The sequence below is a fragment of the Mesorhizobium sp. P2_D5 genome (assembly GCF_056404355.1).
This window is the reverse complement of the sequence record NZ_JBFUEE010000004.1, coordinates 485,014-505,101: the sequence shown is the minus strand read 5'-3', so window position 1 is coordinate 505,101 and position 20,088 is coordinate 485,014. Positions and strand designations below refer to the sequence as shown.

Below are 20,088 nucleotides of genomic sequence, written 5' to 3'. Positions count from 1 at the left end.
CCGAAGCGTTTTCTTGACATATTAACATGGGACATCCGACGGGGTCCAATCTCGCTCTACCGCGGCTGCCAAGGAAACAATATGACGATTAACATTGGCGAGACTGTTTTTTTCGGTGCCGGACGTTTTTGCCGCATTGGGGCGGCAATCGTCCTCATTGGGATTGCCGGCTGCTCCAGCACCGGCGGCCCGGCGCCTGTGACGGGGGCGAAGGATACCGGCACCTTTCCGAACCTGAACATCAAGCCGCAGGTGGCGGCGCCGCAGTTCACCGACGCCGAGAAGAACGCCAAGCTCGCGCAATTGAAGGCCGATGAGAGCGCGCAGGCGGCAAAGAACGGCAAGCCCGACGTGGCCGACCAGGCGGCGCTCACGGATCTTGCCAAGAAGCATGGCGACGAAACGCTGAAGCAGATCGAAGGCAAATGCGATCCCGCCCTCGACCCTACCTGCAAATAAGTATATAGCGCGCGCCCAAAGCCCTTAGATATCTGGCCCCTTTGCTGTCTGGAACTGCCATGGAAGAATTTCACAAGGTTCGCCGGCTTCCGCCTTACGTCTTCGAGCAGGTCAACCGGCTCAAGGCGAGCGCCCGTTCGCGCGGCGCCGACATCATCGACCTCGGCATGGGCAATCCCGATCTGCCGACACCCAAGGCCATCGTCGACAAACTGTGCGAGGTCGTGCGCGATCCGCGTACGCATCGTTATTCCTCGTCGCGCGGCATTCCGGGCCTGCGCCGCGCCCAGGCCGCGTACTATGCCAGGCGCTTCGGCGTGAAGCTCAACCCCGACACGCAGGTGGTGGCGACGCTCGGCTCGAAAGAGGGCTTCGCCAACATGGCACAGGCGATCACCGCGCCTGGCGACGTGATCCTGTGCCCCAACCCGACCTATCCGATCCACGCCTTCGGCTTCATCATGTCGGGCGGCGTCATCCGCTCGCTGCAGGTCGAGCCGGACGACGGCTTCATCCCGGCGCTCGAGCGCGGCGTCCGCCACTCGATCCCGAAGCCGCTGGCGCTGATCCTCAACTATCCGTCGAACCCGACGGCACTGGTCGCTTCGCTCGATTTCTACAAGGACGTCGTCGCCTTCGCCAAGAAGAACGACATCATCATCCTGTCCGACCTTGCCTATTCGGAGATCTATTTCGACGGCAATCCGCCGCCCTCGGTGCTGCAGGTGCCGGGCGCGATCGACGTCTGCGTCGAGTTCACCTCGATGTCGAAAACCTTCTCCATGCCCGGTTGGCGCATGGGCTTTGCGGTCGGCAACGAACGGCTGATCTCGGCGCTGACCCGGGTGAAGTCCTATCTCGACTACGGCGCCTTCACGCCGATCCAGGTGGCGGCGGCACACGCGCTCAACGGCGACGGCGCCGACATTGCCGAGGTGCGCGACATCTACCACAAGCGCCGCGACGTGATGGTCGATGCCTTCGGACGCGCCGGCTGGACCATTCCGGCCCCCGCGGCATCGATGTTTGCCTGGGCGCCGATCCCGGAGCCGTTCCGTCATCTCGGCTCGCTCGAATTCTCCAAGCTGCTCATCGAACACGCCGACGTGGCGGTGGCGCCCGGTGTCGGCTTCGGCGAACATGGCGACGATTTCGTGCGCGTGGCGCTGGTCGAGAATGAGCACCGGATCCGGCAGGCGGCGCGCAACATCAAGCGCTTCCTGTCGGCCAGCGCCAAGCAACCCAACAATGTGGTGCCGCTTTCCGCTCACCGGTAAGTTTGCCGCAGACATTTTCGATCTGACTTGAGGGACGTCGCCGGCCATGGCTGAAGCATTGCGTGTTGGAATTGCCGGTCTTGGCACGGTTGGCGCGTCCGTGGCGCGCGTGCTGCGCGACAAGGCGGCGGAACTGACCCGGCAATGCGGGCGCGACATCGTCGTCACCGCGGTTTCGGCGCGTGACCAGAAACGCGATCGCGGCGTCGATGTCAGTTCGGCAAAGTGGTTCGACGATCCGGTCAAGATGGCGCAGACAGCCGATATCGACGTGTTCGTCGAACTGATCGGCGGTGATGAGGGGCCGGCGCGGTCGTCGGTGAAGGCGGCACTCGAAGCCAGCCGTCATGTCGTCACCGCCAACAAGGCGCTGCTGGCCAAGCATGGCGTGGCGCTGGCCGAGATCGCCGAGAAGCGCGGCGTGCTGCTCAACTACGAGGCGGCGGTGGCGGGCGGCATTCCCGTCATCAAGACCATGCGCGAGGCGATGGCCGGCAATTCGGTCAACCGCGTGTTCGGCATCCTCAACGGCACCTGCAACTACATCCTGACCCGCATGGAGGCCGAGGGCATCTCGTTCGACACCTGCCTGAAGGACGCGCAGCGGCTCGGCTATGCCGAGGCCGATCCGACTTTCGACATCGAGGGCCACGACACCGCGCACAAGCTGTCGATCCTGACCAGCCTTGCGTTCGGCACAAAGATCGCTGCCAACGACATCTACATGGAAGGTATTTCCAACATCACCCAGGCCGACATCCGCGCGGCCGGCGATCTCGGCTACCGGATCAAGCTGCTGGGCGTTGCCCAGCGCACCGACAGCGGCATCGAGCAGCGTGTGCACCCGACCATGGTACCGACCGCCTCGGTCATCGCGCAGGTGCACGGCGTCACCAATGCGGTGGCGATCGAGACCGACATATTGGGTGAATTGCTGCTTTCCGGCCCCGGCGCCGGCGGCAACGCCACCGCCTCGGCGGTCATCGGCGACATCGCCGACATCGCCAAGAGCCGGCCCGGCTTCCAGCACGGTCCGGTCTTCGGCCGGCCGGCGAAGGAGCTGAAACCCTACAAGAAGGCGCAGATGCGCAGCCATGCCGGCGGCTATTTCATCCGGCTGACCGTGCATGACCGCATCGGCGTGTTTGCGGCAATCGCCAAGCGCATGGCCGATAACGATATTTCGCTGGAATCGATCGTCCAGCACGCGGTCAACGGTGAGGCGGAGGCACAGAAGACGGTGATCCTCGTCACCCATGAGACGACCGAGGCCGCCGTTCGCAAAGCCGTTGATGGCATCACCAAGGATGGCCATCTGACCGACAAGCCGCAGGTCATCCGCATTGAGCGGGCAGGGTAGCTTCCCTCTTGAGGTCGCCGCGCGGGACAGGAATCCCGCCGGTATTGCGCGTCGGTCTGGTGGCTAGCCGCCACGACCGACCGGAACGAATTCGCGTGGGCGCCGTTTCCTTGGTCAGCAACCAAAGGAACCGCTTCATGGCCGATACCAACAAGTCCGACAGCCCTCACATCGACGACATCCAGAAGACGCTGGAAAAGCAGATCGCCGAACTGCGCAAGGAGATCACCAAGATCAACAAGAGCATTTCAGCGCGGAGCGCGGAAATGCTCGACGACGCCAGCGAGCAGGCTTCGGATTTGTACGATACAGCCGCGGCCCGCGCGTCGCGAACCGCACAGCAGTTGCGCAGCCAGGCGCAGGCGGTGTCGGATGTCGCGCGCGAAAATCCCGGTACGACGACGGCTGTGATCGGCGTGATCGGCCTGCTCGGCTTTCTGGCCGGCCTCGCCATTGGCCAGTCGATGAACGACAACTCGCGCCGCTGGTATTGACCGCGGAGTGATGGAGCCGGCCTTGCCAGCTCATTTCTCTGTTTTCAGCATATCATTGCCAGGAGGGCACCATGGCTTCATCGATGTTGATCAGCATCCTGATCACGTTCCTCGTCATCATCCTCGTTCTCTATCTGGTTCAGCGCCTGCCGCTGGACGCCCGGATGAGACAGATCGCCCAGATCATCGTCATCATCATCGGCATCATTTCACTGCTCAAATACCTTGCGGTTTTCTAGGCCGCAGCGGCTCGATTTTCCACTTTACAAGCCGGCCCGGTTCTTTACGACCGGGCCGGCCTCGTTTCAAGAATGCGGATTAATCGATTGATATTGCTGGCTATTCGATAAAACTCCCGAGAGGTCTTGCCGTTGTCATGCTCGTTTGACAAAAGAGACGCGCCTCCGGCGGGAGGCCGCATATCAACGAGGAAAATTGCCAGATGAACGTGGCCCAGAACATTGTCGCCGGCCTTGACCGGATACTCACCATGGAGCTGGTGCGCGTCACGGAACGCGCCGCCGTCGCGGCCGCCAGGCTGCGCGGGCGTGGCGACGAAAAGGCGGCCGACCAGGTCGCCGTCGATGCCATGCGCCAGGAGCTCAACCGGCTTGCCATCAGGGGCACGGTGGTGATCGGCGAGGGCGAGCGGGACGAGGCGCCGATGCTCTATATCGGCGAGGAAGTCGGCTCGGGCAAAGGCCCGGCGGTCGATATTGCGCTCGATCCGCTCGAAGGCACGACGATCTGCGCCAAGAACCTGCCCAATGCGCTCGCCGTCATCGCGATCGCCGAGAAGGGCAGCCTGCTGTTTGCGCCCGACGTCTACATGGACAAGATCGCCATCGGTCCGGGCTATGCCGACGGCGTCATCGATATCGATGCCTCGCCGGCCGACAACATCGCCAGCCTCGCCCGCGCCAAGGGCGTCGCGGTGTCGGACATCACCGCCTGTATCCTCGACCGGCCACGCCACACCAAGCTGATCGACGCCGTACGGGCCACGGGTGCCGCGATCCGGCTGATCGGCGATGGCGACGTCGCCGGCGTCATCCACACCACCGATCCCGATGAAACCGGCATCGACATCTATCTCGGCACCGGTGGCGCACCGGAGGGCGTGCTGGCAGCGGCGGCGTTGCGCTGCACCGGCGGGCAGATGCAGGGCCGGCTGATCCTCGACACGCCGGAAAAGGTGGCACGCGCCGCGAAGATGGGTATTTCCGATCCGAAGCGGGTCTATCGGACGGAAGACATGGCGCGCGGCGACGTGCTGTTTGCGGCCACCGGTGTCACTGACGGCAACATGCTTGCCGGCGTCAAGTTCGGCCGCAACACCATCACCACCCACACGATCGTGCTGCGCTCGTCGTCGCGGACGGTGCGCGAGATCAAGGCCAGGCACCAGGATCTGGATAAGTTCTAGCTTTCTTCCCGTTGTTGGCTTGGGCGCTTGCGGACCAGCATCGCAGTTGTTAGCCCTGTGGCTGCGTCGGATGACGCTGGCCGCAAGGATTTGAGGATGAAACCGTTCGACTGGCATGCGGATGCGATTTCGCGTGCCACCGCTGTCACGAAGTCCTATCGCAACACACAGAACGTGCGCCGCTTTTTCACCCGCGAATGTGGCGATGCGTTCAGGTTCGACCGGCCGTTCATGGCCTGGCTCAAGGACGGTGTGGACAAGACCATGGGCGATGCGGCCGACGAATGGCTTCGGCGCCAGGCTGAAAAGCGGAAAGCGTAGTTTTCTTGGCATCTCCCGCGACGGCGCATCACCGCGAACCGCTTGGCTTTGCCTGCTTTAGGCTGTTGCCTGTGCATGTCGTTGTCCCAAAACCGCTGCGCACTTTTAGGCGACATGCACTATCCTGCGGCCAACCATGAGTTGGCAAACCGCATGACCGGCGACAAACGCCTCTTCCTCGATGTCAGGCAATCGGCTACCGGGGTTTCCTGGGAGCACCGGCTGACCGAGCGGCAGGACATGGTCGCGCTCGCCATCGCGCAAGGCCACGGCGTGCCCGACATCGTCGCGCGGGTGCTTGCCGGTCGCGGCGTCACCGCCGAGCAGACCGAGCGGTTTCTCGATCCGACGATCCGTGACCTGTTGCCGGATCCGGCGTCGCTGACCGACATGGACAAGGCGGCGGCCCGCATCGCGGCTGCGGTGATGGCCAGGGAAAAGGTGGCGATCTTCGGCGACTACGATGTCGACGGCGCTGCCTCGTCGGCCTTGCTGAAACGGTTCCTGGCGCATTTCTCGGTACCGTCGGAAATCTACATCCCTGACCGTATTTTCGAGGGTTATGGTCCCAATCCGGATGCGATGCGCGAACTGGTTTCGCGTGGCGCGACGCTGATCGTCACTGTCGATTGCGGCACCAACAGCGCCGTTTCCATCGGCGCCGCCAATGCAGCCGGCGCCGATGTCGTCGTGCTCGACCACCATCAGGTCGGCGGTGCCTTGCCGGCGGCAGTTGCCGTCGTCAATCCCAACCGCGATGACGACCTTTCCGGACAGGGCCATCTCTGCGCCGCCGGCGTGGTCTTCCTCGCCCTTGTGCAGACGGCCAAGATCCTGCGCGGGCGGACAGTAGATGCCACGCCGCCGGACCTGCTTTCCCTGCTCGATCTCACCGCACTTGCCACCGTCTGTGACGTGGTGCCGCTGACCGGCGTCAACCGTGCTTTCGTGGTCAAGGGACTGCAGATGGCGCGCCAGCAGAAGAACGAAGGGCTGGCTGCACTTGCACGGGTGTCGCGCATCGGCGAGCCGATTAGCACCTTCCATCTCGCCTATCTGATCGGCCCGCGCATCAATGCCGGCGGGCGCATCGGCGATGCCGCGCTTGGCAGTCGCCTGCTTGCCACCGACGATCCGGTCGAGGCCCGCACCATTGCTGAGACGCTCGACCGGCTAAACCAGGAACGGCAGATGATGGAGCAGGAGATGCTGGCGGCAGCCCGCACCGAGGCCGATGCCGAACTTGCCGGCGGCAACGGCCCGGCCATTGTCGTCACCGCCAGCAACAACTGGCACCCGGGCATTGTTGGCCTGCTCGCTTCACGGCTGAAGGATCATGCGCGCCGGCCTGCCTTCGCCATCGCCTTCAATGCCAGCGGCACAGGTACCGGCTCGGGCCGCTCCGTATCGGGCTTCGACCTCGGCCGGCTGGTGCGCGAGGCGGCCGATGCCGGGCTGATTATCAAAGGCGGCGGCCACGGCATGGCGGCCGGCATCACGGTGGAGCGGGCGAAGCTTGGCGAGCTCAGGGCGTTTTTCGAAGAGCGAGCGGCGGCCGACGTGTTCCGCCTGCAAGGCGAGGAAAGCCTGGCGATCGATGGGGCGCTCGCCGCCGAAGGCGCGACGCTCGGCCTTCTCGACGCGCTGGAGAAAGCCGGCCCATTCGGCGCCGGGCATGCAGCGCCGGTCTTCGTGCTGCCGCGTCACCGGCTTGCTGATGCGCGGCCGGTTGGCACCAACCACATACGCGTCGAGCTGCAGTCGGAAAGCGGCGGCCGTATCCAGGCGATCGCCTTTCGCGCCGTCGATACCGCACTTGGAGAATTCCTGTTCAAGAACCGGGGCAAGACCGTGCATGTCGCCGGCTCGCTGTCGGGCAATTACTGGAACGGCAACCGCACGGTGCAGTTTCGCATCATCGACGCGGCGCGTGCGTAAGGTCACCGTGGGGCGGCCTAGCTAGGATCGAATTTGCTTCCGAAATTCGCCTGGCGCCATTCGTGTTGGTCGGCGCGCGTCAAGAGCCTGTTTCCTTGCCTTGGAAGACATGAATCAGGCGAGAACGGACTGCAGCCGTGTCAGTTCGCCGATCTGCGCCATCGTCGCTTGATAGCCGAGGCTGATCGCCTCGTCGGCGCGGTGGAATTCGGTCAGGCCGATATGGCTGAGCTTCGGCTGCAGCGACATGTCGGGCGGATCGCCGGCGAGCCTGGCGCGCGAGATGCGGTCCTGGATGATGTTGAAGGCCTCGACCATGACGCCGGTGATGCCGAGCCGCGTCTGATGCGACTGGTGGTCGGCATCGACCCGGCCCGGCCGCGGCGCATCCTTTTCGATGACCAGCTCGCCGGCGCTGTGCTTGATGACGGCGGCGCGTCCGAACAGGTCGTAGTGAAGATTGACCGCCACCACGAGCGGCTGCTCATAGGCGCGGCAGACCGAAACCGGCACCGGGTTGACCAGCGCACCGTCGACCAGCACGCGGCCGTTGCAATTCACCGGCTCGAACACGCCGGGCAGCGCATAGGAGGCGCGCATCGCGGTGATCAATGAGCCGCTCGACAGCCAGATTTCGTGGCCGGTGCGAATTTCGGAGGTGACTGCGACGAACGGTTTGGCCAGGTCCTCGAAACGAATGCCAGCCATGTGCTCGCGCAGCCGGGCGTCGAGCTTCATGCCGCCGAACAGACCACTGCCGCGCAGGTTGAGATCGAGCAGGCCAAAAATGCGTCGTTTGGTCAGGCTGCGGGCGAATTCTTCCAGTTCGTCCAGTTTGCCTGAGAGATAGCAGCCGCCGACCAGGGCACCGATCGAGGTGCCGGCGATCATCGACACTTCGATGCCGGCTTCATCGAGCGCGCGCAGCACGCCGATATGCGCCCAGCCTCTTGCGCAGCCGCCGCCCAAAGCGAGCGAAATACCGGTTTTCCTTGGTGGTTTTGTTTCGGACGCGCCGCCGGACGAGGACAGGCCATTGGCCTCCCTGACATCTGGTTTGTTACGCAATGACGCCCACTCGAGCATCATGATCTCCCTTGTCCCACGGCTAATATAAGGGCGGGCCGTATCGAAATGGTGAATCTATGTGACTTGGATCGGGCAGAAGGTTCAAGCTGATGGTTTCCGATACGTGTTTTCCGCATCGAACAGCGGCTTGCTGCCGTCGTCAACAAGCGTCCCCTTGCCGTCGACCAGCCCCACCGTCCGGTAAAAGCATGAACGTCGGCCGGTGTGACAGGTTGCGTCGTGGCCCAACACTTTGACGCGCAGCCACAATGCATCCTGATCGCAATCGGTGCGCATCTCGACGACATGCTGAAAATTGCCTGACGTTTCGCCCTTCTTCCACAGCGCGTTGCGCGAACGCGACCAGTAGTGGGCGATGCCTGTCTCCAGCGTTAGCGCCAGTGCTTGCGCATTCATGTGCGCAACCATCAGCAGCATGCCGTCTTCGGCGTCGGTGACGACCACCGTGACGAGACCGGTTGCGTCGAAGCGCGGTGAAAACACCGAGCCTTCCTCCAACGCTTTCTTGTCCGAGGGAGCTTTCGGAAATTCCAGTGCCGACATCGCCGGTCCTTATCTAGCGATATTGGCTAGGGGTTTACACCCCGCCACCGCGCACCATTGTGACGAAACGAACCTGCTCTTCGGGCGTGTCCTTGAAGACGCCGGTGAAGGTCGAGGTGAGGGTGGTTGAGCCCTGCTTGCGGATGCCGCGCATGGCCATGCACATGTGCTCGGCCTCGATCATGACGGCGACGCCGCGCGGATTGAGCACATCCTGGATGACGCCGGCGATCTGCGCCGTCAGCGCCTCCTGGGTCTGCAGGCGATGGGCAAAGATATCGACCACACGCGCGATCTTGGACAGGCCGACGACCTTGCCGTCCGGCAGGTAGCCGACATGCGCCTTGCCGATGATCGGCACCATGTGGTGTTCGCAATGCGAGTGGAACTGGATATCCTTGACGATGACCAGGTCGTCATAGCCGGCGACCTCTTCGAAGGTGCGACCGAGCTCTTCCGACGGGCACATGTCGTAGCCGCCGAACATTTCGCGGAAGGCCTTGGCCACCCGCTTCGGCGTGTCGACCAGCCCTTCGCGGTCCGGATTGTCGCCGGTCCAGCGCAAAAGCGTGTGCACGGCGGCCTCGACTTCGGCTTCGCTCGGCCGGTCGGTGACCGGCTTTTCCATATAGGCTGACTGGGGCATGAGCTTCTTGATGACGGCATCCATAAAGGCGTCTCCCGTAGTCCCTCTCGGTGGAGGAACGAGTTGAACGGACCACGACCTTTCGGTGTCGGAAACTTGCCCGGTTTCCAGCCCGTAAGTGGCGTGAACTTCCCGGCAAGGACACTGGCTTTCGTTGTCTTGTCGATACCGGACTGCCAGCATTATATAAGGTCATGACGCACGAAAGGAAGACACGACAGCGGCAATCGCTGTTCGCTTGGCGGCGACGGATTGGAAAATAATGATCAACGATGTCTACAATGCGAAAATTCTCGGTTTTGCCGGAAACATCGCCCGCATCGGCCGCCTCGACCATCCTGACGCGACCGCAAAGGCGCATTCCAAGCTGTGCGGCTCGACAGTCACCGTCGACCTCACGATGGAGGACGGCGTCGTCACCGACTTCGCCCACGACGTGAAGGCCTGCGCGCTGGGGCAGGCGTCATCCTCGATCATGGCGCAGCATGTCGTCGGCGCGAGTGCCGAGGAATTGCGTGCGGTGCGCGACACTATGCTGAAGATGCTGAAGGAAAATGGCGCCCCGCCTGACGGCCGCTTTGCGGACCTGAAATATCTCGAACCGGTGCGCGACTACAAGGCGCGGCATGCCTCGACCATGCTGACCTTCGACGCCGTGGTCGACGCGATCGGCCAGATCGAGAAGAAGCGCGCCGAAGAAGCGGCCTAGATTTCGCTATCCCTCGGTCCCGCGGAGCTCTTCGACAAGCCAGTCCGCAAATATCTCCGCCTGTCGGCTGAGGCGCTGGAAATCAGGCGCGACAAGCCAATACGCGCCATAAGGGATTTCCATCTCAAATGGACGAACCAAGAGACCGGCCCGAAGGTCGGCGCCGTTCAGGATGCGGTCGCCCAAAGCGACGCCGTGCCCGAGTTTCGCGGCCTGCATGGCAAGCGCTGCGTCGGTATAAAGTGGTCCTCTCTGCTGGGCGAGATCTGGAAGGCCCAATGCCTGAAACCATGTCGCCCAGCCATCGCGATTGTAGTCATGGAGCAAGGTATAGTGCCGCAGGTCGGCCGGCGATGTCAGAGGGACTCCCGACGAGAGCAACTCCTTTGCCAGGACCGGGGTGACCAAAACGTCGACCAGATGCCGCGCTTGTGTGCGCGGCCAAGACCGGGCATTGGCTCCGTATCGAATCGCGATTTCTGCTTCGTGTCCGCGAAACTCTATGAGCCGAGAGTCCGCGTCGACTGAAATGTCGATCTCCGGGTGGAGCTGCTGAAACGAATTCAGTCGCTGTATAAGAAATTCGCCAGCAAAGGACGGTTCGACGCTGACCCGCAACGGGCTCTGGGCCGGCTTGCTGAGGACCTGTGATAGCTGGCGATCGATGTCGTCAAAGCTGGTGGTTAACTGAGTTAGGAGAGTTTGCCCTGTTTCCGTCAGATCAACCCTGCGATGAAGCCGCTCGAACAACGGCCTGCCGATCAGAACCTCTAGTTCTCTTATCTGCCGGCTGATCGCCGCCTGCGAGACGAAAAGCTCCTCGGCGGCCTTGCTGAAGCTCAGATGCCGGCCCGCCGCCTCGAAGCTCCTCAGTGCCGTCAGCGGCAGGCGTCCGCGCTTCATTCGCATAACCTTAGATTATCCGAAGTGGAAATTATACTCGTTTGAAGGCGAAGGCCAGCGGCGGTCTAATCCGTGTCAAAGGAGACACGGTCATGATCCAGATCCTGAGCATCTTCGGCGATGTCATGCGGATCGTAACGTTTCAATGGCGTGACGACAGACGGCATGCAAAGCGCTGCGAGGAGCCGGTCAGTCCTGATCGGTGGGCGCCTTCGGCCGGCCGGCAGCCGTTTCGCCGTTCCCGACCCTGATGGCATGGCGAGTGGGCAGAAGGGATTGCGTTCTCCAGCCGAAGCCCACATCTATCGCGTGGGAAACACGATTGTATTGAGCATGGTCCCTGGACAAACGGTTTCCGTTTGTCCGAGGAAACCGGTTCCCACTTTCGGGACCATGCTCTGGAGCGGAGACTGCGGTGGGGCACCAGCATGGGCATATTGCCGGAGCGCCAAAGCGCGGTCGCAACTGGCCCGGTCCGTGGCGCAAGACGCCCGGCCGGGTCTTGGGAACGTCGCTCGTGCGCCTGTACCAGCTGACGCTGTCGGGCTTCGTCGGCAATTCCTGCCGGCACCTGCCGACCTGTTCCGAATATGCGCATGAGGCGATCGCCCGCCATGGCCTGTGGGCCGGCGGCTGGATGGGATTTTTCCGGGTGCTGCGCTGTGGGCCCTTCGGGACGCATGGCATCGACCTTGTGCCGGAGGTGCTGGCGGATCGCTACGTCTGGTTCACGCCGTGGCGGTATTGGCGGATCGGCAATAAGCGCGGCCAGGCGCAGGGCTGATGGAGCTGCCAAGGTTTCTGTTTACGATCCGGTAGGGTTAACGCGAAGCTGCACAAACACTGCGCATTTGAGACAAAATCGAGACAAGAGACCTCGCTAAGCCGCTTTCGGACCCCCTTCTGGAGAGCATCAAATGCGTAATATCGACCGTCTTCCCTTCATCTTTGCCGCGATCCTGTTCCTGCTCGCCTGGCTGCTGGGATTTCCGTTGCGCGCGCAATCGGCGCCGCTTGGGGATGTGCAGTGTACGCTGATCCTCGACGCCGCGAGCGGCAAGACGCTTCACCATGATGGTGTGTGCGACCAGAGGTTCAGCCCGGCTTCGACGTTCAGGGGGCCGCTGTCGCCGATCGGCGCGCGCGGATGATGTGGCCGCCGGAGTTGGTTGGCGCTCGCCTTGGTGCCCTGGAAAAACGGGCGGCGATATCGCTGCTTTCGAGATCTTCGATTTCATCGAATCCAAGGTCGAGGAGTGACTTCGTCAGTTCGCCAGGGACGAAAAAGCTGATCCACGGCTCGCCGACAGAAGCGACGCGTGCCGCGTAGAAAGCCAGGGCGGCCTGTCCGGCCGCATCGCGATTCTCATACGGTTCGCTGTAGTCGAACACCACCTCCGAACCCGGGGTGGTGGCGATGTAGGACAGCGTGCTGAAGATCGCGCCTTTCGTCAGGTATGGCACGACCCCCAGCCAAATGAAGAAGCTTGGCTCGGTCGACTTCAAGCCGGCCAATGCCAGTTCCTCGGACAGACGCTGCCGCTCGAAATTGACCGGCACGAATGTGGTGGTGGGCGGTTCGGCAAGACCGGCATCGGCGATGCACCTGCGTTTCCAGGCTTGGGTTGCCGGATGATCGACCTCGAACACCAAGAGATCCGGGTACGGATTGCGCAGCGAAAACGTGTCGAGGCCGGCACCGAGCACGACGAGCTGGCGGATGCCACGACGCACCGCCGCCGCCAGCCAATCCTCGGCAATGCGGGCGCGCGCCACCACGAACAGGCGTATACGCTGGCTGTGGGCATCCTCTTGCGCAAGCTGTTGCTCGACGGGAGCACCTTCACCGAGAATCGCAATCGCGTATGGGTCGCGAAACAGCGCCGCCTCTGGTGAAACCTGATGGAGAGCCCTCAAGCGTGCGACGCGCAGGGCGGTTCGGCTGGGGGATGCGTCTTCCATGTCGGGGATTCCAAGCCATGCCGGCGATGTTCGCAAGCCTTGACGACCGGCCTTCGACATCTCTGGCGACATTTCCTGACGGCCAGGTCAATCAGCGCTCTTTACCTGGCGCGGCGCTGCCTCTAAAACCCGCCCGCCGCCGGACGCATCCGGCTTTACCCCCATGCATGTCGCCCAAAGCGTTGCACACTCTGAACGACTTGCAGTTGACCACCCGCGCTCGTTTGCGGGACTGGATAGGAGAACCCCATGCTGAATTCCGTTTCCCTGACATTTCCTGATGGCTCCGTCCGCGAATACGACGCGGCGATGACCGGTGCCGGGCTTGCCGAATCGATCTCGAAATCGCTGGCCAAGAAGGCGGTCGCCTACAGTATCGACGGCGTCGTGCGCGACCTCAGTGATCCGCTGGGCAAGTCCGGCAAGGTCGAGATCGTCACCCGCGACGATCCGCGCGCACTGGAGCTCATCCGCCATGACACCGCACATGTGCTGGCGGAAGCCGTGCAGGAATTGTGGCCGGGGACGCAGGTGACCATCGGCCCGGTGATCGAGAACGGCTTCTATTATGATTTCGCCCGCAACGAGCCTTTCACGCCCGACGATTTCCCGGTGATCGAGAAGAAGATGCGCGAGATCATTGCGCGCAACAAGCCGTTCACCAAGGAAGTCTGGTCGCGCGACAAGGCGAAAAAAGTGTTTGCCGACAAGGGCGAGCGCTACAAGCTGGAACTGATCGACGCCATTCCCGAGGACCAGGATCTCAAGATCTATGCGCAAGGCGATTGGTTCGACCTCTGCCGTGGGCCGCACATGGCCTCGACGGGGCAGATCGGCAATGCCTTCAAGCTGATGAAGGTGGCCGGCGCCTATTGGCGCGGAGACAGCAACAACCCGATGCTGACGCGCATCTACGGCACGGCCTGGGCCGACCAGGCGCAGCTCGAGGCCTACCAGACGATGCTGGAGGAGGCGGAGAAGCGCGACCACCGGAAACTCGGCCGCGAGATGGACCTGTTCCATTTCCAGGAAGAGGGGCCGGGCGTCGTCTTCTGGCACGCCAAGGGCTGGAAGATGTTCCAGAACCTGGTCAACTACATGCGGCGCCGGCTCGACGAACAGGGCTATCAGGAGGTCAACGCGCCGCAGGTGCTCGACAAGAGCCTGTGGGAGACCTCTGGCCACTGGGGCTGGTACCGCGACGCCATGTTCAAGGTCACGGTTGCCGGTGACGATACCGACGACGACCGCGTCTTCGCACTGAAGCCGATGAACTGTCCGGGCCATGTGCAGATTTTCAAGCATGGGTTGAAGTCTTATCGCGATCTGCCCGTAAAACTTGCGGAATTCGGCAATGTGCATCGCTACGAGCCATCCGGCGCGCTGCATGGGCTGATGCGCGTGCGCGGCTTCACGCAGGACGATGCGCATATCTTCTGCACCGAGGAACAGCTGGCGTCGGAGTGCCTGCGCATCAACGATCTGATCCTGTCGACCTATGCCGATTTCGGTTTCGACGAGATCAGCGTCAAGCTGTCGACGCGGCCCGACAAGCGCGTCGGCACCGACGAGGCGTGGGACCACGCCGAGGCGATCATGGGCAGCGTGCTGGAGACGATCAGGACGCAGTCCGGCAATCGCATCAAGACCTCGATCAACCCGGGCGAGGGCGCCTTCTACGGGCCGAAATTCGAGTATGTGCTTAAGGATGCCATCGGCCGCGAATGGCAGTGCGGCACGACGCAGGTCGACTTCAACCTGCCGGAGCGTTTTGGCGCCTTCTACATCGGCTCGGATTCGGAGAAGAAGCAACCTGTCATGGTGCATCGCGCCATCTGCGGTTCGATGGAGCGGTTTCTCGGCATCCTGATCGAGAACTATTCCGGTCATTTCCCGCTGTGGTTCGCGCCGCTGCAGGTGGTGGTGGCGACGATCACGTCGGACGCCGACCATTATGCGACCGAGGTGGTGGCAAAGCTCAAGGCCGCCGGATTGTTGGCGGAAGCGGATCTGCGCAACGAGAAGATCAACTACAAGGTCCGCGAACACTCGCTGGCCAAGGTTCCGGTGATCCTCGTCTGCGGCAAGCGCGAGGCGGAGGAGCAGACGGTCAACATGCGCCGGTTGGGCTCGCGCGACCAGGAATCGCTCGGCCTTGCCCAGGCGATCGCGCAATTGACCGAAGAAGCGATCACGCCGGACCGCAGGCGCAAGCGCGCTGCCTGATCTGCATGGTCCGGACGACATGGCGGTGGAGCGATCCACCGCCATTTTCATATCCCTGTCACGCCAACCTTGTAACGAGCCCTTATGCTCAAGCTGAAATTGCGCGAACGGTCCTTTCCCGAGCTTTCCTATGCCAATCCGCGCCAGCCGGCGCTGACGCGCTGGTTCATTCATTCGGTCGAAGGCCTGTCGGGCCGCGACCGCTACACCGCGCTTTATGATTTCTGGCGCCGCCAGGTCGTGCCGACCGGCGAGCGCGTTTTCAGCCGCATGCTCGACCTGATCGACGTCCGGGTGCGGACAGCGGATCAATGGCCGCCGGCGCAATTGCCGGATACACCGCTGGTGATCGTCGCCAACCATCCGTTCGGCATCGGCGACGGCATCGCCGTGCTGTCGCTGGCAGAGCAGCTGGGGCGGCCGTTCCGGGTGATGATCCACAAGGATCTGCTCAAGATCCGCGAGATGGAGCCCTATTCGCTGCCGATCGACTTTTCAGAGACCAAGGACGCGCTGAAGAACAACATGGCCGTGCGCCACGAGGCGGTGCGGCTTTTGAAAGAGGGCGTCACCATCGTGGTGTTTCCGGCCGGCGGCGTCGCCACCGCGCCGAAGGGCTTTGGCCGGGCGCGCGACCTGCCGTGGAAGATGTTTCCGGCCCGTCTCGTCCAGGACGCCAAGGCGTCTGTGATTCCCATGCATTTTTCCGGGCAGAACGGCCGGCTGTTCCATCTGGTCAGCGGCCCGATGAACATGGCCGAGAGCGATGGCCGCCTGGCGAAATTTGTCGGCAAGGCGTCGCTGACGCTGCGCACCTCGCTGCTCATCCGCGAATTCGCGCGATTGTCCGGCAAGGCGATCGAGGTGCGCGTCGGTGATGTGCTGAGCTGGAGCGAGCTGGAGCCACTGCGCGACCGCAAGGCATTGCTCGACCGCCTTTATCGCGGCGTGTTCGACCTGGCGCCAATCGTGGCGCGTCGCCGGCTTCCGTTCCTGCCGGCACGGACCAAGCTGGCGGCCTGAAGTCGGCAAGCCCGCGGGGGAAGGTTAATCAGCACCTTCTTCAGGATCAATCGCCGCAGCTTCGGTGGCTAGAACCTCGATTTCCTGGTTCTGTCCGGCAACGACGGTAAAATCCTTCTGGTAGATGCGGTCGCGGTTCTTGGCGATGATGGTGTAGTCGCCCTCGGCGAGCACCATAGAGGCGAAGGCTCCGACGGATTCCTTGATCGGATCGCCGGATTCGTTGAGCAGCGACCAGGACGTGTCGGCGATCGCCTCGCCACCGGTTTCGCGCACCAGCTTCATCGTGATCTCGGCGGCATGATGCTCGACGGTGGCTTCGGTCAGTTTGCCGGCCTCGACGCGGATGTCGGAACGGATGACCGCGTTGACCGCGCCATAGGTCGAGACGACATGGTAGGTGCCGGCGTTGAGCCGCACGACACTGTTGGGTTCGACATCGGGTATGATCAGCGCGCGCTCGCCATTCGGCGCGGCGGTGCCTTCGTAGATCGAGAAGCGCAGGTTCTTCGGTGGAATGCGCACCCCACCGGACAGAACCGCGTCGAGCTTGAGGCCGCCGGCGTCGAGCACGAGGCTTTCGCGCTTGGCGTCCTTGCCGACAACGGTGATGCGTTTGGTGGCGCCGGCCCGGCCATAGGAGGCATGAACCAGGTAACTGCCGGGTTCGAGCTGGAAGACGGCCGTGCCGCCATGCGCGGAGGCGACCATCGGCAATTTGCCGTTGACGGCCTCGGGCTTGAAGACGCGCCAGACGATGCCGCGGGTGATGTCGGCGCCCTTGTCTGTCAACTGGGCGGACAGGGTAATGGCGCCGCCGCTGCCGAGCGCCAGCGACCTCTCGCCTTTCGGCGTCGCGTAGCTCGAAATTCCGGGAAGCTTGAGATTGCTAACGCCATCCGCGGTCTGTGCCATGGCGAGCGAAACCGGCGCCATGAACAGCAAGGCGACCAACCAGACCAGGAAAAGACGCAGTGTCCCCTCAAACATGCCTTGCGTTGAAACCCATGGCGGTGGCAATTTCAAGGCTTAAGAGTCCAACCGATACGACTCTTCCGTCCGGCGCGCCCCGCGCTATTGCCCGAGCCGCCCGAATTCCCGATGGTGCGCTCCAGCTCAAAACAGAATGTTTTAGGAGACTTGCGCCCATGGCGTCGCCGATCATCGACTTCCTGCTGACCCGAAACTCTGCACCGATCCCCGATTTGAAGGAGCCGGCGCCGAGCGATGCGGAGATCGCGACGATGATCACTGCTGCCTCGCGGGTACCCGACCATGGCAGGCTGGAACCCTGGCGCTTCATCCTCTATCGCGGTGACGCCCGCGTCGAGATCGGCAGGCAACTGGCAGCACTTGCCGAGCAGCGGGAGGGGCCGTTGCCGGAAGGCCGCCGCAACCAGGAACTGGCGCGGTTCTCGCGTGCGCCTTTGGTAATCGGCGTGGTGTCGATCCCCAGGGAGAATCCAAAGATCCCGCAATGGGAGATGTTCCTGTCGGGCGGCATGGCGGCGATGAACCTGATGATGTCAGCCAATGCTTTGGGCTATGGTACCAATATGATCAGCAACTGGTATTCGGATGTGCCCGAGGGTAGGGCGCTGCTGGGGCTGGCGCCGCAGGAGCGTGTCATTGGCTTCGTCCATATCGGCTCCTATTCCGGCCCGGCGCCGGAGCGGCCCCGGCCCGATCCGGCGAAGCTCTATGCCGATTATTCGGGGCCGTGGGCGGGCTGAAATGTTCTACGAACCTTCAAAGGGCCACGGGCTGCCGCACGATCCTTCCAAGGCGATCGTGGCGCCGCGTCCGATCGGCTGGATATCGACGCTGAACGGGGCCGGCGAGATCAATCTCGCGCCATACTCGTTCTTCAATGCCGTTTCGACGCGGCCCTTCATCGTCTGGTTTTCCTCCGAAGGTGAAAAGGACAGCGCCACCTTCGCCCAGGAAACCGGCGAGTTTGTCGCCAATCTGGTCAGCCGCGATCTCGCCGAGAAGATGAACCGCACGTCCGTCGACGCGCCGCGCGGCGTCAATGAGTTCGCCTATGCAGAGCTTGCCATGGCGCCGTCACGCCTCGTCGCGCCGCCGCGCGTGGCGGCAGCACCGGCCGCGCTCGAATGCCGGGTGACGGAAGTCTTTCGCCCAAAGGCGCTGGACGGATCGGCGACGAGCGCTGTCGTCGTCGCCGGCGAAGTGGTCGGCGTGTACATCGACGATGCCTTCCTGACGGATGGCCTGTTCGATATCACCAGGGCCGGCAATGTCGCTCGTCTCGGCTACATGGACTATGCCAGCGTCAACGAGGTGTTTCCGATGCGTCGGCCGCGCTGGAACAAGGACTAGGCTGAAATCCCGGCCGCCTTGGCCCGCGCCAGAAGCCTTTCGGCCAGTCGCAGATGCGGGCGGTCGACCATCTTGCCGTCGATGCCGACGACGCCGGGATTTCCCGCAGCCGCGAAAGCCGCGACGATTGCCGCCGATTGTCTCACGACCTCGGCCGAAGGCGTGAAAGCGGCGTTTATGACGGGCACCTGGTCGGGATGGATCGCCATCTTGCCGGTGAAGCCGTCGCGTTCGGCCTCGGCGCATTCCGCTTCGAAGGCCGCCATGTCCCGAAAATTCGGGAAGACGGTGTCGATCGCCGCAACCTCCGCCGCACCCGCGGCAAGGATGGTCATGGTGCGGGCCAGGCGGAACACGTCGGTGTAGCCGCCGCGCTCGTCGCGGGCCGTGCGCGCGCCGATCGCCGCCGACAGATCCTCGGCGCCCCAGGTGAGACCGGCAAGCCGTGCGCTTGTCCCGGCATAGGTGGCCGCCGCCAGCACGCCTGCCGGGGTTTCGGTAATGATCGGAAGGATTTTGATCGCGCCGTCGGCAAGGCCACTTTCGGCCTCGTGAACCCTGAGCTTTGCCGAGAGATGCTGCACATCCAGGCCGCTGTTCGATTTTGGCAGCATGATGCCGTCGGGCCCGGCCGAAACAACAGCAGCCAGATCGTCATCCGTCATGCCGGTCGACAGATCGTTGACGCGCACATAGATCACTGAGCCGGTTTGCGCCCTGCGTTCGGCGATGAAGCGCGCCGCGATTTCGCGCGCCAGCGCTTTGTTGTGCGGCGCCACGGAATCCTCAAGATCGGCGATGACCACGTCGGCGCCGGCGCCAAAACCCTTTTCCAGCTTCCGCTCGGAATCACCGGGGACGAACAGCAGCGAACGCATCAGCCCGCCTTCTTCAGCATCATCGCTTGCCTCGTACATTTGGCGACGAGATCGCCGTTCTGATTGTAGGCCCGATGCTCGAATTCAACGATGCCGCGGTCGGGCTTCGACTTGGATTCGCGCACCGAAATCACCGTCGTTTCGACACGGATGGTATCGCCATGGAAGACCGGGTGCGGAAACAACGTTTCCTTCATGCCGAGATTGGCGACCGTGGTGCCGACGGTGATGTCGTTGACCGAGATGCCGATCATCAGGCCGAGCGTGAACAGCGAGTTGACGAGCGGCTTGCCCCATTCGCTCCTGGCGGCAAAATCGAAGTCGATATGCAGCGGCTGTGGGTTCAGCGTCATCACCGAAAACAGCATGTTGTCGCTCTCGGTGACGGTCTTGCGCAGCGTGTGCTGGAAGACATGGCCGACGACGAACTCTTCCAAATAAAGCCCGGCCATATCCCGCTCCTCTACTGCCTGTGGGGTTGATAGGCGCTG

General features: G+C 62.9%; 22 protein-coding genes and 1 pseudogene. 15 read left to right on the top strand and 8 right to left on the bottom strand.

Translation table 11 applies throughout. From position 1 onward, the window contains the following. Window positions 1-81: 81 nt before the first annotated feature. From AC1DYW_RS20115 to recJ, 8 genes are all read left to right on the top strand, one after another. On the top strand, window positions 82-459 hold the full coding sequence (locus AC1DYW_RS20115; protein WP_095087832.1) for a hypothetical protein: 378 nt from the start codon (window positions 82-84) through the stop codon (window positions 457-459). 59 nt (window positions 460-518) lie between these two features. After that, window positions 519-1,736: an LL-diaminopimelate aminotransferase gene (locus AC1DYW_RS20110; RefSeq protein WP_095087834.1), complete on the top strand. Its 1,218-nt coding sequence runs from the start codon at window positions 519-521 to the stop codon at window positions 1,734-1,736. Between the two features lie 46 nt (window positions 1,737-1,782). Beyond that, window positions 1,783-3,096 (top strand): homoserine dehydrogenase, encoded by a 1,314-nt coding sequence (locus AC1DYW_RS20105; protein ID WP_477227376.1) that lies wholly within the window; start codon window positions 1,783-1,785, stop codon window positions 3,094-3,096. 137 nt (window positions 3,097-3,233) lie between these two features. Next, the gene (locus AC1DYW_RS20100; protein ID WP_477227375.1) at window positions 3,234-3,590 is read left to right on the top strand and encodes a hypothetical protein; all 357 of its coding nucleotides are present in this window, start codon (window positions 3,234-3,236) and stop codon (window positions 3,588-3,590) included. A 71-nt stretch (window positions 3,591-3,661) separates the two neighbouring features. Next, window positions 3,662-3,829, top strand: a complete 168-nt coding sequence (locus AC1DYW_RS20095) for a Thivi_2564 family membrane protein (protein WP_095087838.1) — start codon at window positions 3,662-3,664, stop codon at window positions 3,827-3,829. A 203-nt stretch (window positions 3,830-4,032) separates the two neighbouring features. Continuing rightward, a complete protein-coding gene (gene glpX, locus AC1DYW_RS20090; protein WP_095087840.1) occupies window positions 4,033-5,016 on the top strand; it encodes a class II fructose-bisphosphatase in 984 nt (327 codons plus the stop codon). A gap of 96 nt (window positions 5,017-5,112) precedes the next feature. Further along, window positions 5,113-5,337: a DUF6434 domain-containing protein gene (locus tag AC1DYW_RS20085; RefSeq protein WP_095087842.1), complete on the top strand. Its 225-nt coding sequence runs from the start codon at window positions 5,113-5,115 to the stop codon at window positions 5,335-5,337. A 153-nt stretch (window positions 5,338-5,490) separates the two neighbouring features. Next, window positions 5,491-7,275, top strand: coding sequence for a single-stranded-DNA-specific exonuclease RecJ (gene recJ / locus AC1DYW_RS20080; protein ID WP_477227374.1), 1,785 nt, complete (start codon window positions 5,491-5,493; stop codon window positions 7,273-7,275). A gap of 114 nt (window positions 7,276-7,389) precedes the next feature. Here recJ and AC1DYW_RS20075 read toward each other — a convergent pair whose 3' ends face one another. The 3 genes from AC1DYW_RS20075 to folE form a co-directional block, all read right to left on the bottom strand. Beyond that, window positions 7,390-8,364: a patatin family protein gene (locus AC1DYW_RS20075; protein WP_477227373.1), complete on the bottom strand. Its 975-nt coding sequence runs from the start codon at window positions 8,362-8,364 to the stop codon at window positions 7,390-7,392. A gap of 81 nt (window positions 8,365-8,445) precedes the next feature. Beyond that, the gene (gene hisI, locus AC1DYW_RS20070; protein WP_477227372.1) at window positions 8,446-8,907 is read right to left on the bottom strand and encodes a phosphoribosyl-AMP cyclohydrolase; all 462 of its coding nucleotides are present in this window, start codon (window positions 8,905-8,907) and stop codon (window positions 8,446-8,448) included. A 34-nt stretch (window positions 8,908-8,941) separates the two neighbouring features. Next, window positions 8,942-9,577, bottom strand: a complete 636-nt coding sequence (folE, locus tag AC1DYW_RS20065) for a GTP cyclohydrolase I FolE (RefSeq protein WP_477227371.1) — start codon at window positions 9,575-9,577, stop codon at window positions 8,942-8,944. A gap of 238 nt (window positions 9,578-9,815) precedes the next feature. Here folE and AC1DYW_RS20060 point away from each other — a divergent pair, with 238 nt between their 5' ends. Further along, complete coding sequence (locus AC1DYW_RS20060; RefSeq protein WP_095087848.1) at window positions 9,816-10,262, top strand: iron-sulfur cluster assembly scaffold protein; 447 nt, start codon at window positions 9,816-9,818, stop codon at window positions 10,260-10,262. 6 nt (window positions 10,263-10,268) lie between these two features. Here AC1DYW_RS20060 and AC1DYW_RS20055 read toward each other — a convergent pair whose 3' ends face one another. Then, window positions 10,269-11,165, bottom strand: a complete 897-nt coding sequence (locus AC1DYW_RS20055) for a LysR substrate-binding domain-containing protein (protein ID WP_477227370.1) — start codon at window positions 11,163-11,165, stop codon at window positions 10,269-10,271. 415 nt (window positions 11,166-11,580) lie between these two features. Between AC1DYW_RS20055 and yidD the strand changes: the two genes are divergently transcribed. Then, window positions 11,581-11,949, top strand: a complete 369-nt coding sequence (gene yidD, locus AC1DYW_RS20050; RefSeq protein WP_477227369.1) for a membrane protein insertion efficiency factor YidD — start codon at window positions 11,581-11,583, stop codon at window positions 11,947-11,949. 133 nt (window positions 11,950-12,082) lie between these two features. Then, a pseudogene (locus tag AC1DYW_RS20045) lies at window positions 12,083-12,304 on the top strand (class D beta-lactamase); the annotation flags it as partial. Here AC1DYW_RS20045 and AC1DYW_RS20040 read toward each other — a convergent pair. Further along, on the bottom strand, window positions 12,279-13,127 hold the full coding sequence (locus tag AC1DYW_RS20040; protein ID WP_477227368.1) for an SAM-dependent methyltransferase: 849 nt from the start codon (window positions 13,125-13,127) through the stop codon (window positions 12,279-12,281). The pseudogene AC1DYW_RS20045 and the gene AC1DYW_RS20040 sit on opposite strands and share 26 nt — an antisense overlap. 249 nt (window positions 13,128-13,376) lie before the next feature. Between AC1DYW_RS20040 and thrS the strand changes: the two genes are divergently transcribed. Then, entirely contained in the window at window positions 13,377-15,353 is a 1,977-nt protein-coding gene (gene thrS / locus AC1DYW_RS20035) for a threonine--tRNA ligase (protein WP_477227367.1), read from the top strand. A gap of 84 nt (window positions 15,354-15,437) precedes the next feature. Continuing rightward, the gene (locus AC1DYW_RS20030) at window positions 15,438-16,376 is read left to right on the top strand and encodes a lysophospholipid acyltransferase family protein (RefSeq protein WP_095087860.1); all 939 of its coding nucleotides are present in this window, start codon (window positions 15,438-15,440) and stop codon (window positions 16,374-16,376) included. Between the two features lie 24 nt (window positions 16,377-16,400). Here AC1DYW_RS20030 and AC1DYW_RS20025 read toward each other — a convergent pair whose 3' ends face one another. Beyond that, window positions 16,401-17,366: a hypothetical protein gene (locus tag AC1DYW_RS20025; RefSeq protein ID WP_457151898.1), complete on the bottom strand. Its 966-nt coding sequence runs from the start codon at window positions 17,364-17,366 to the stop codon at window positions 16,401-16,403. Between the two features lie 158 nt (window positions 17,367-17,524). Between AC1DYW_RS20025 and AC1DYW_RS20020 the strand changes: the two genes are divergently transcribed. Both AC1DYW_RS20020 and AC1DYW_RS20015 read left to right on the top strand, forming a co-directional pair. Then, window positions 17,525-18,109, top strand: coding sequence for a nitroreductase family protein (locus AC1DYW_RS20020; protein WP_477227366.1), 585 nt, complete (start codon window positions 17,525-17,527; stop codon window positions 18,107-18,109). A 1-nt stretch (window position 18,110) separates the two neighbouring features. After that, window positions 18,111-18,719 carry a flavin reductase family protein gene (locus AC1DYW_RS20015; protein WP_477227365.1) on the top strand — a complete coding sequence of 203 codons (609 nt, stop codon included), beginning with the start codon at window positions 18,111-18,113 and terminating at the stop codon, window positions 18,717-18,719. On the opposite strand, the gene AC1DYW_RS20010 is transcribed toward AC1DYW_RS20015, so the two are convergent. Beyond that, a complete protein-coding gene (locus tag AC1DYW_RS20010) occupies window positions 18,716-19,597 on the bottom strand; it encodes an HpcH/HpaI aldolase/citrate lyase family protein (protein WP_477227364.1) in 882 nt (293 codons plus the stop codon). The two genes, AC1DYW_RS20015 and AC1DYW_RS20010, sit on opposite strands and share 4 nt — an antisense overlap. After that, window positions 19,597-20,049 (bottom strand): MaoC family dehydratase, encoded by a 453-nt coding sequence (locus AC1DYW_RS20005; protein ID WP_477227363.1) that lies wholly within the window; start codon window positions 20,047-20,049, stop codon window positions 19,597-19,599. The genes AC1DYW_RS20010 and AC1DYW_RS20005 overlap by 1 nt, the downstream gene beginning before the upstream one ends. Window positions 20,050-20,088 lie beyond the last annotated feature (39 nt).

What these genes read in the sequence shown, in the direction of transcription:
- AC1DYW_RS20095 (WP_095087838.1), top strand. Translation starts at nt 3,662, where the DNA reads ATGGCTTCATCGATGTTGATCAGCATCCTGATCACGTTCCTCGTCATC.
- AC1DYW_RS20105 (WP_477227376.1), top strand. Translation starts at nt 1,783, where the DNA reads ATGGCTGAAGCATTGCGTGTTGGAATTGCCGGTCTTGGCACGGTTGGC.
- AC1DYW_RS20025 (WP_457151898.1), bottom strand. Translation starts at nt 17,366, where the DNA reads ATGTTTGAGGGGACACTGCGTCTTTTCCTGGTCTGGTTGGTCGCCTTG.
- AC1DYW_RS20055 (WP_477227370.1), bottom strand. Translation starts at nt 11,165, where the DNA reads ATGAAGCGCGGACGCCTGCCGCTGACGGCACTGAGGAGCTTCGAGGCG.
- AC1DYW_RS20060 (WP_095087848.1), top strand. Translation starts at nt 9,816, where the DNA reads ATGATCAACGATGTCTACAATGCGAAAATTCTCGGTTTTGCCGGAAAC.
- AC1DYW_RS20075 (WP_477227373.1), bottom strand. Translation starts at nt 8,364, where the DNA reads ATGATGCTCGAGTGGGCGTCATTGCGTAACAAACCAGATGTCAGGGAG.
- hisI (WP_477227372.1), bottom strand. Translation starts at nt 8,907, where the DNA reads ATGTCGGCACTGGAATTTCCGAAAGCTCCCTCGGACAAGAAAGCGTTG.
- AC1DYW_RS20115 (WP_095087832.1), top strand. Translation starts at nt 82, where the DNA reads ATGACGATTAACATTGGCGAGACTGTTTTTTTCGGTGCCGGACGTTTT.
- AC1DYW_RS20110 (WP_095087834.1), top strand. Translation starts at nt 519, where the DNA reads ATGGAAGAATTTCACAAGGTTCGCCGGCTTCCGCCTTACGTCTTCGAG.
- glpX (WP_095087840.1), top strand. Translation starts at nt 4,033, where the DNA reads ATGAACGTGGCCCAGAACATTGTCGCCGGCCTTGACCGGATACTCACC.
- thrS (WP_477227367.1), top strand. Translation starts at nt 13,377, where the DNA reads ATGCTGAATTCCGTTTCCCTGACATTTCCTGATGGCTCCGTCCGCGAA.
- AC1DYW_RS20020 (WP_477227366.1), top strand. Translation starts at nt 17,525, where the DNA reads ATGGCGTCGCCGATCATCGACTTCCTGCTGACCCGAAACTCTGCACCG.
- AC1DYW_RS20040 (WP_477227368.1), bottom strand. Translation starts at nt 13,127, where the DNA reads ATGGAAGACGCATCCCCCAGCCGAACCGCCCTGCGCGTCGCACGCTTG.
- folE (WP_477227371.1), bottom strand. Translation starts at nt 9,577, where the DNA reads ATGGATGCCGTCATCAAGAAGCTCATGCCCCAGTCAGCCTATATGGAA.
- AC1DYW_RS20005 (WP_477227363.1), bottom strand. Translation starts at nt 20,049, where the DNA reads ATGGCCGGGCTTTATTTGGAAGAGTTCGTCGTCGGCCATGTCTTCCAG.
- AC1DYW_RS20015 (WP_477227365.1), top strand. Translation starts at nt 18,111, where the DNA reads ATGTTCTACGAACCTTCAAAGGGCCACGGGCTGCCGCACGATCCTTCC.
- AC1DYW_RS20100 (WP_477227375.1), top strand. Translation starts at nt 3,234, where the DNA reads ATGGCCGATACCAACAAGTCCGACAGCCCTCACATCGACGACATCCAG.
- AC1DYW_RS20085 (WP_095087842.1), top strand. Translation starts at nt 5,113, where the DNA reads ATGAAACCGTTCGACTGGCATGCGGATGCGATTTCGCGTGCCACCGCT.
- AC1DYW_RS20010 (WP_477227364.1), bottom strand. Translation starts at nt 19,597, where the DNA reads ATGCGTTCGCTGCTGTTCGTCCCCGGTGATTCCGAGCGGAAGCTGGAA.
- recJ (WP_477227374.1), top strand. Translation starts at nt 5,491, where the DNA reads ATGACCGGCGACAAACGCCTCTTCCTCGATGTCAGGCAATCGGCTACC.
- AC1DYW_RS20030 (WP_095087860.1), top strand. Translation starts at nt 15,438, where the DNA reads ATGCTCAAGCTGAAATTGCGCGAACGGTCCTTTCCCGAGCTTTCCTAT.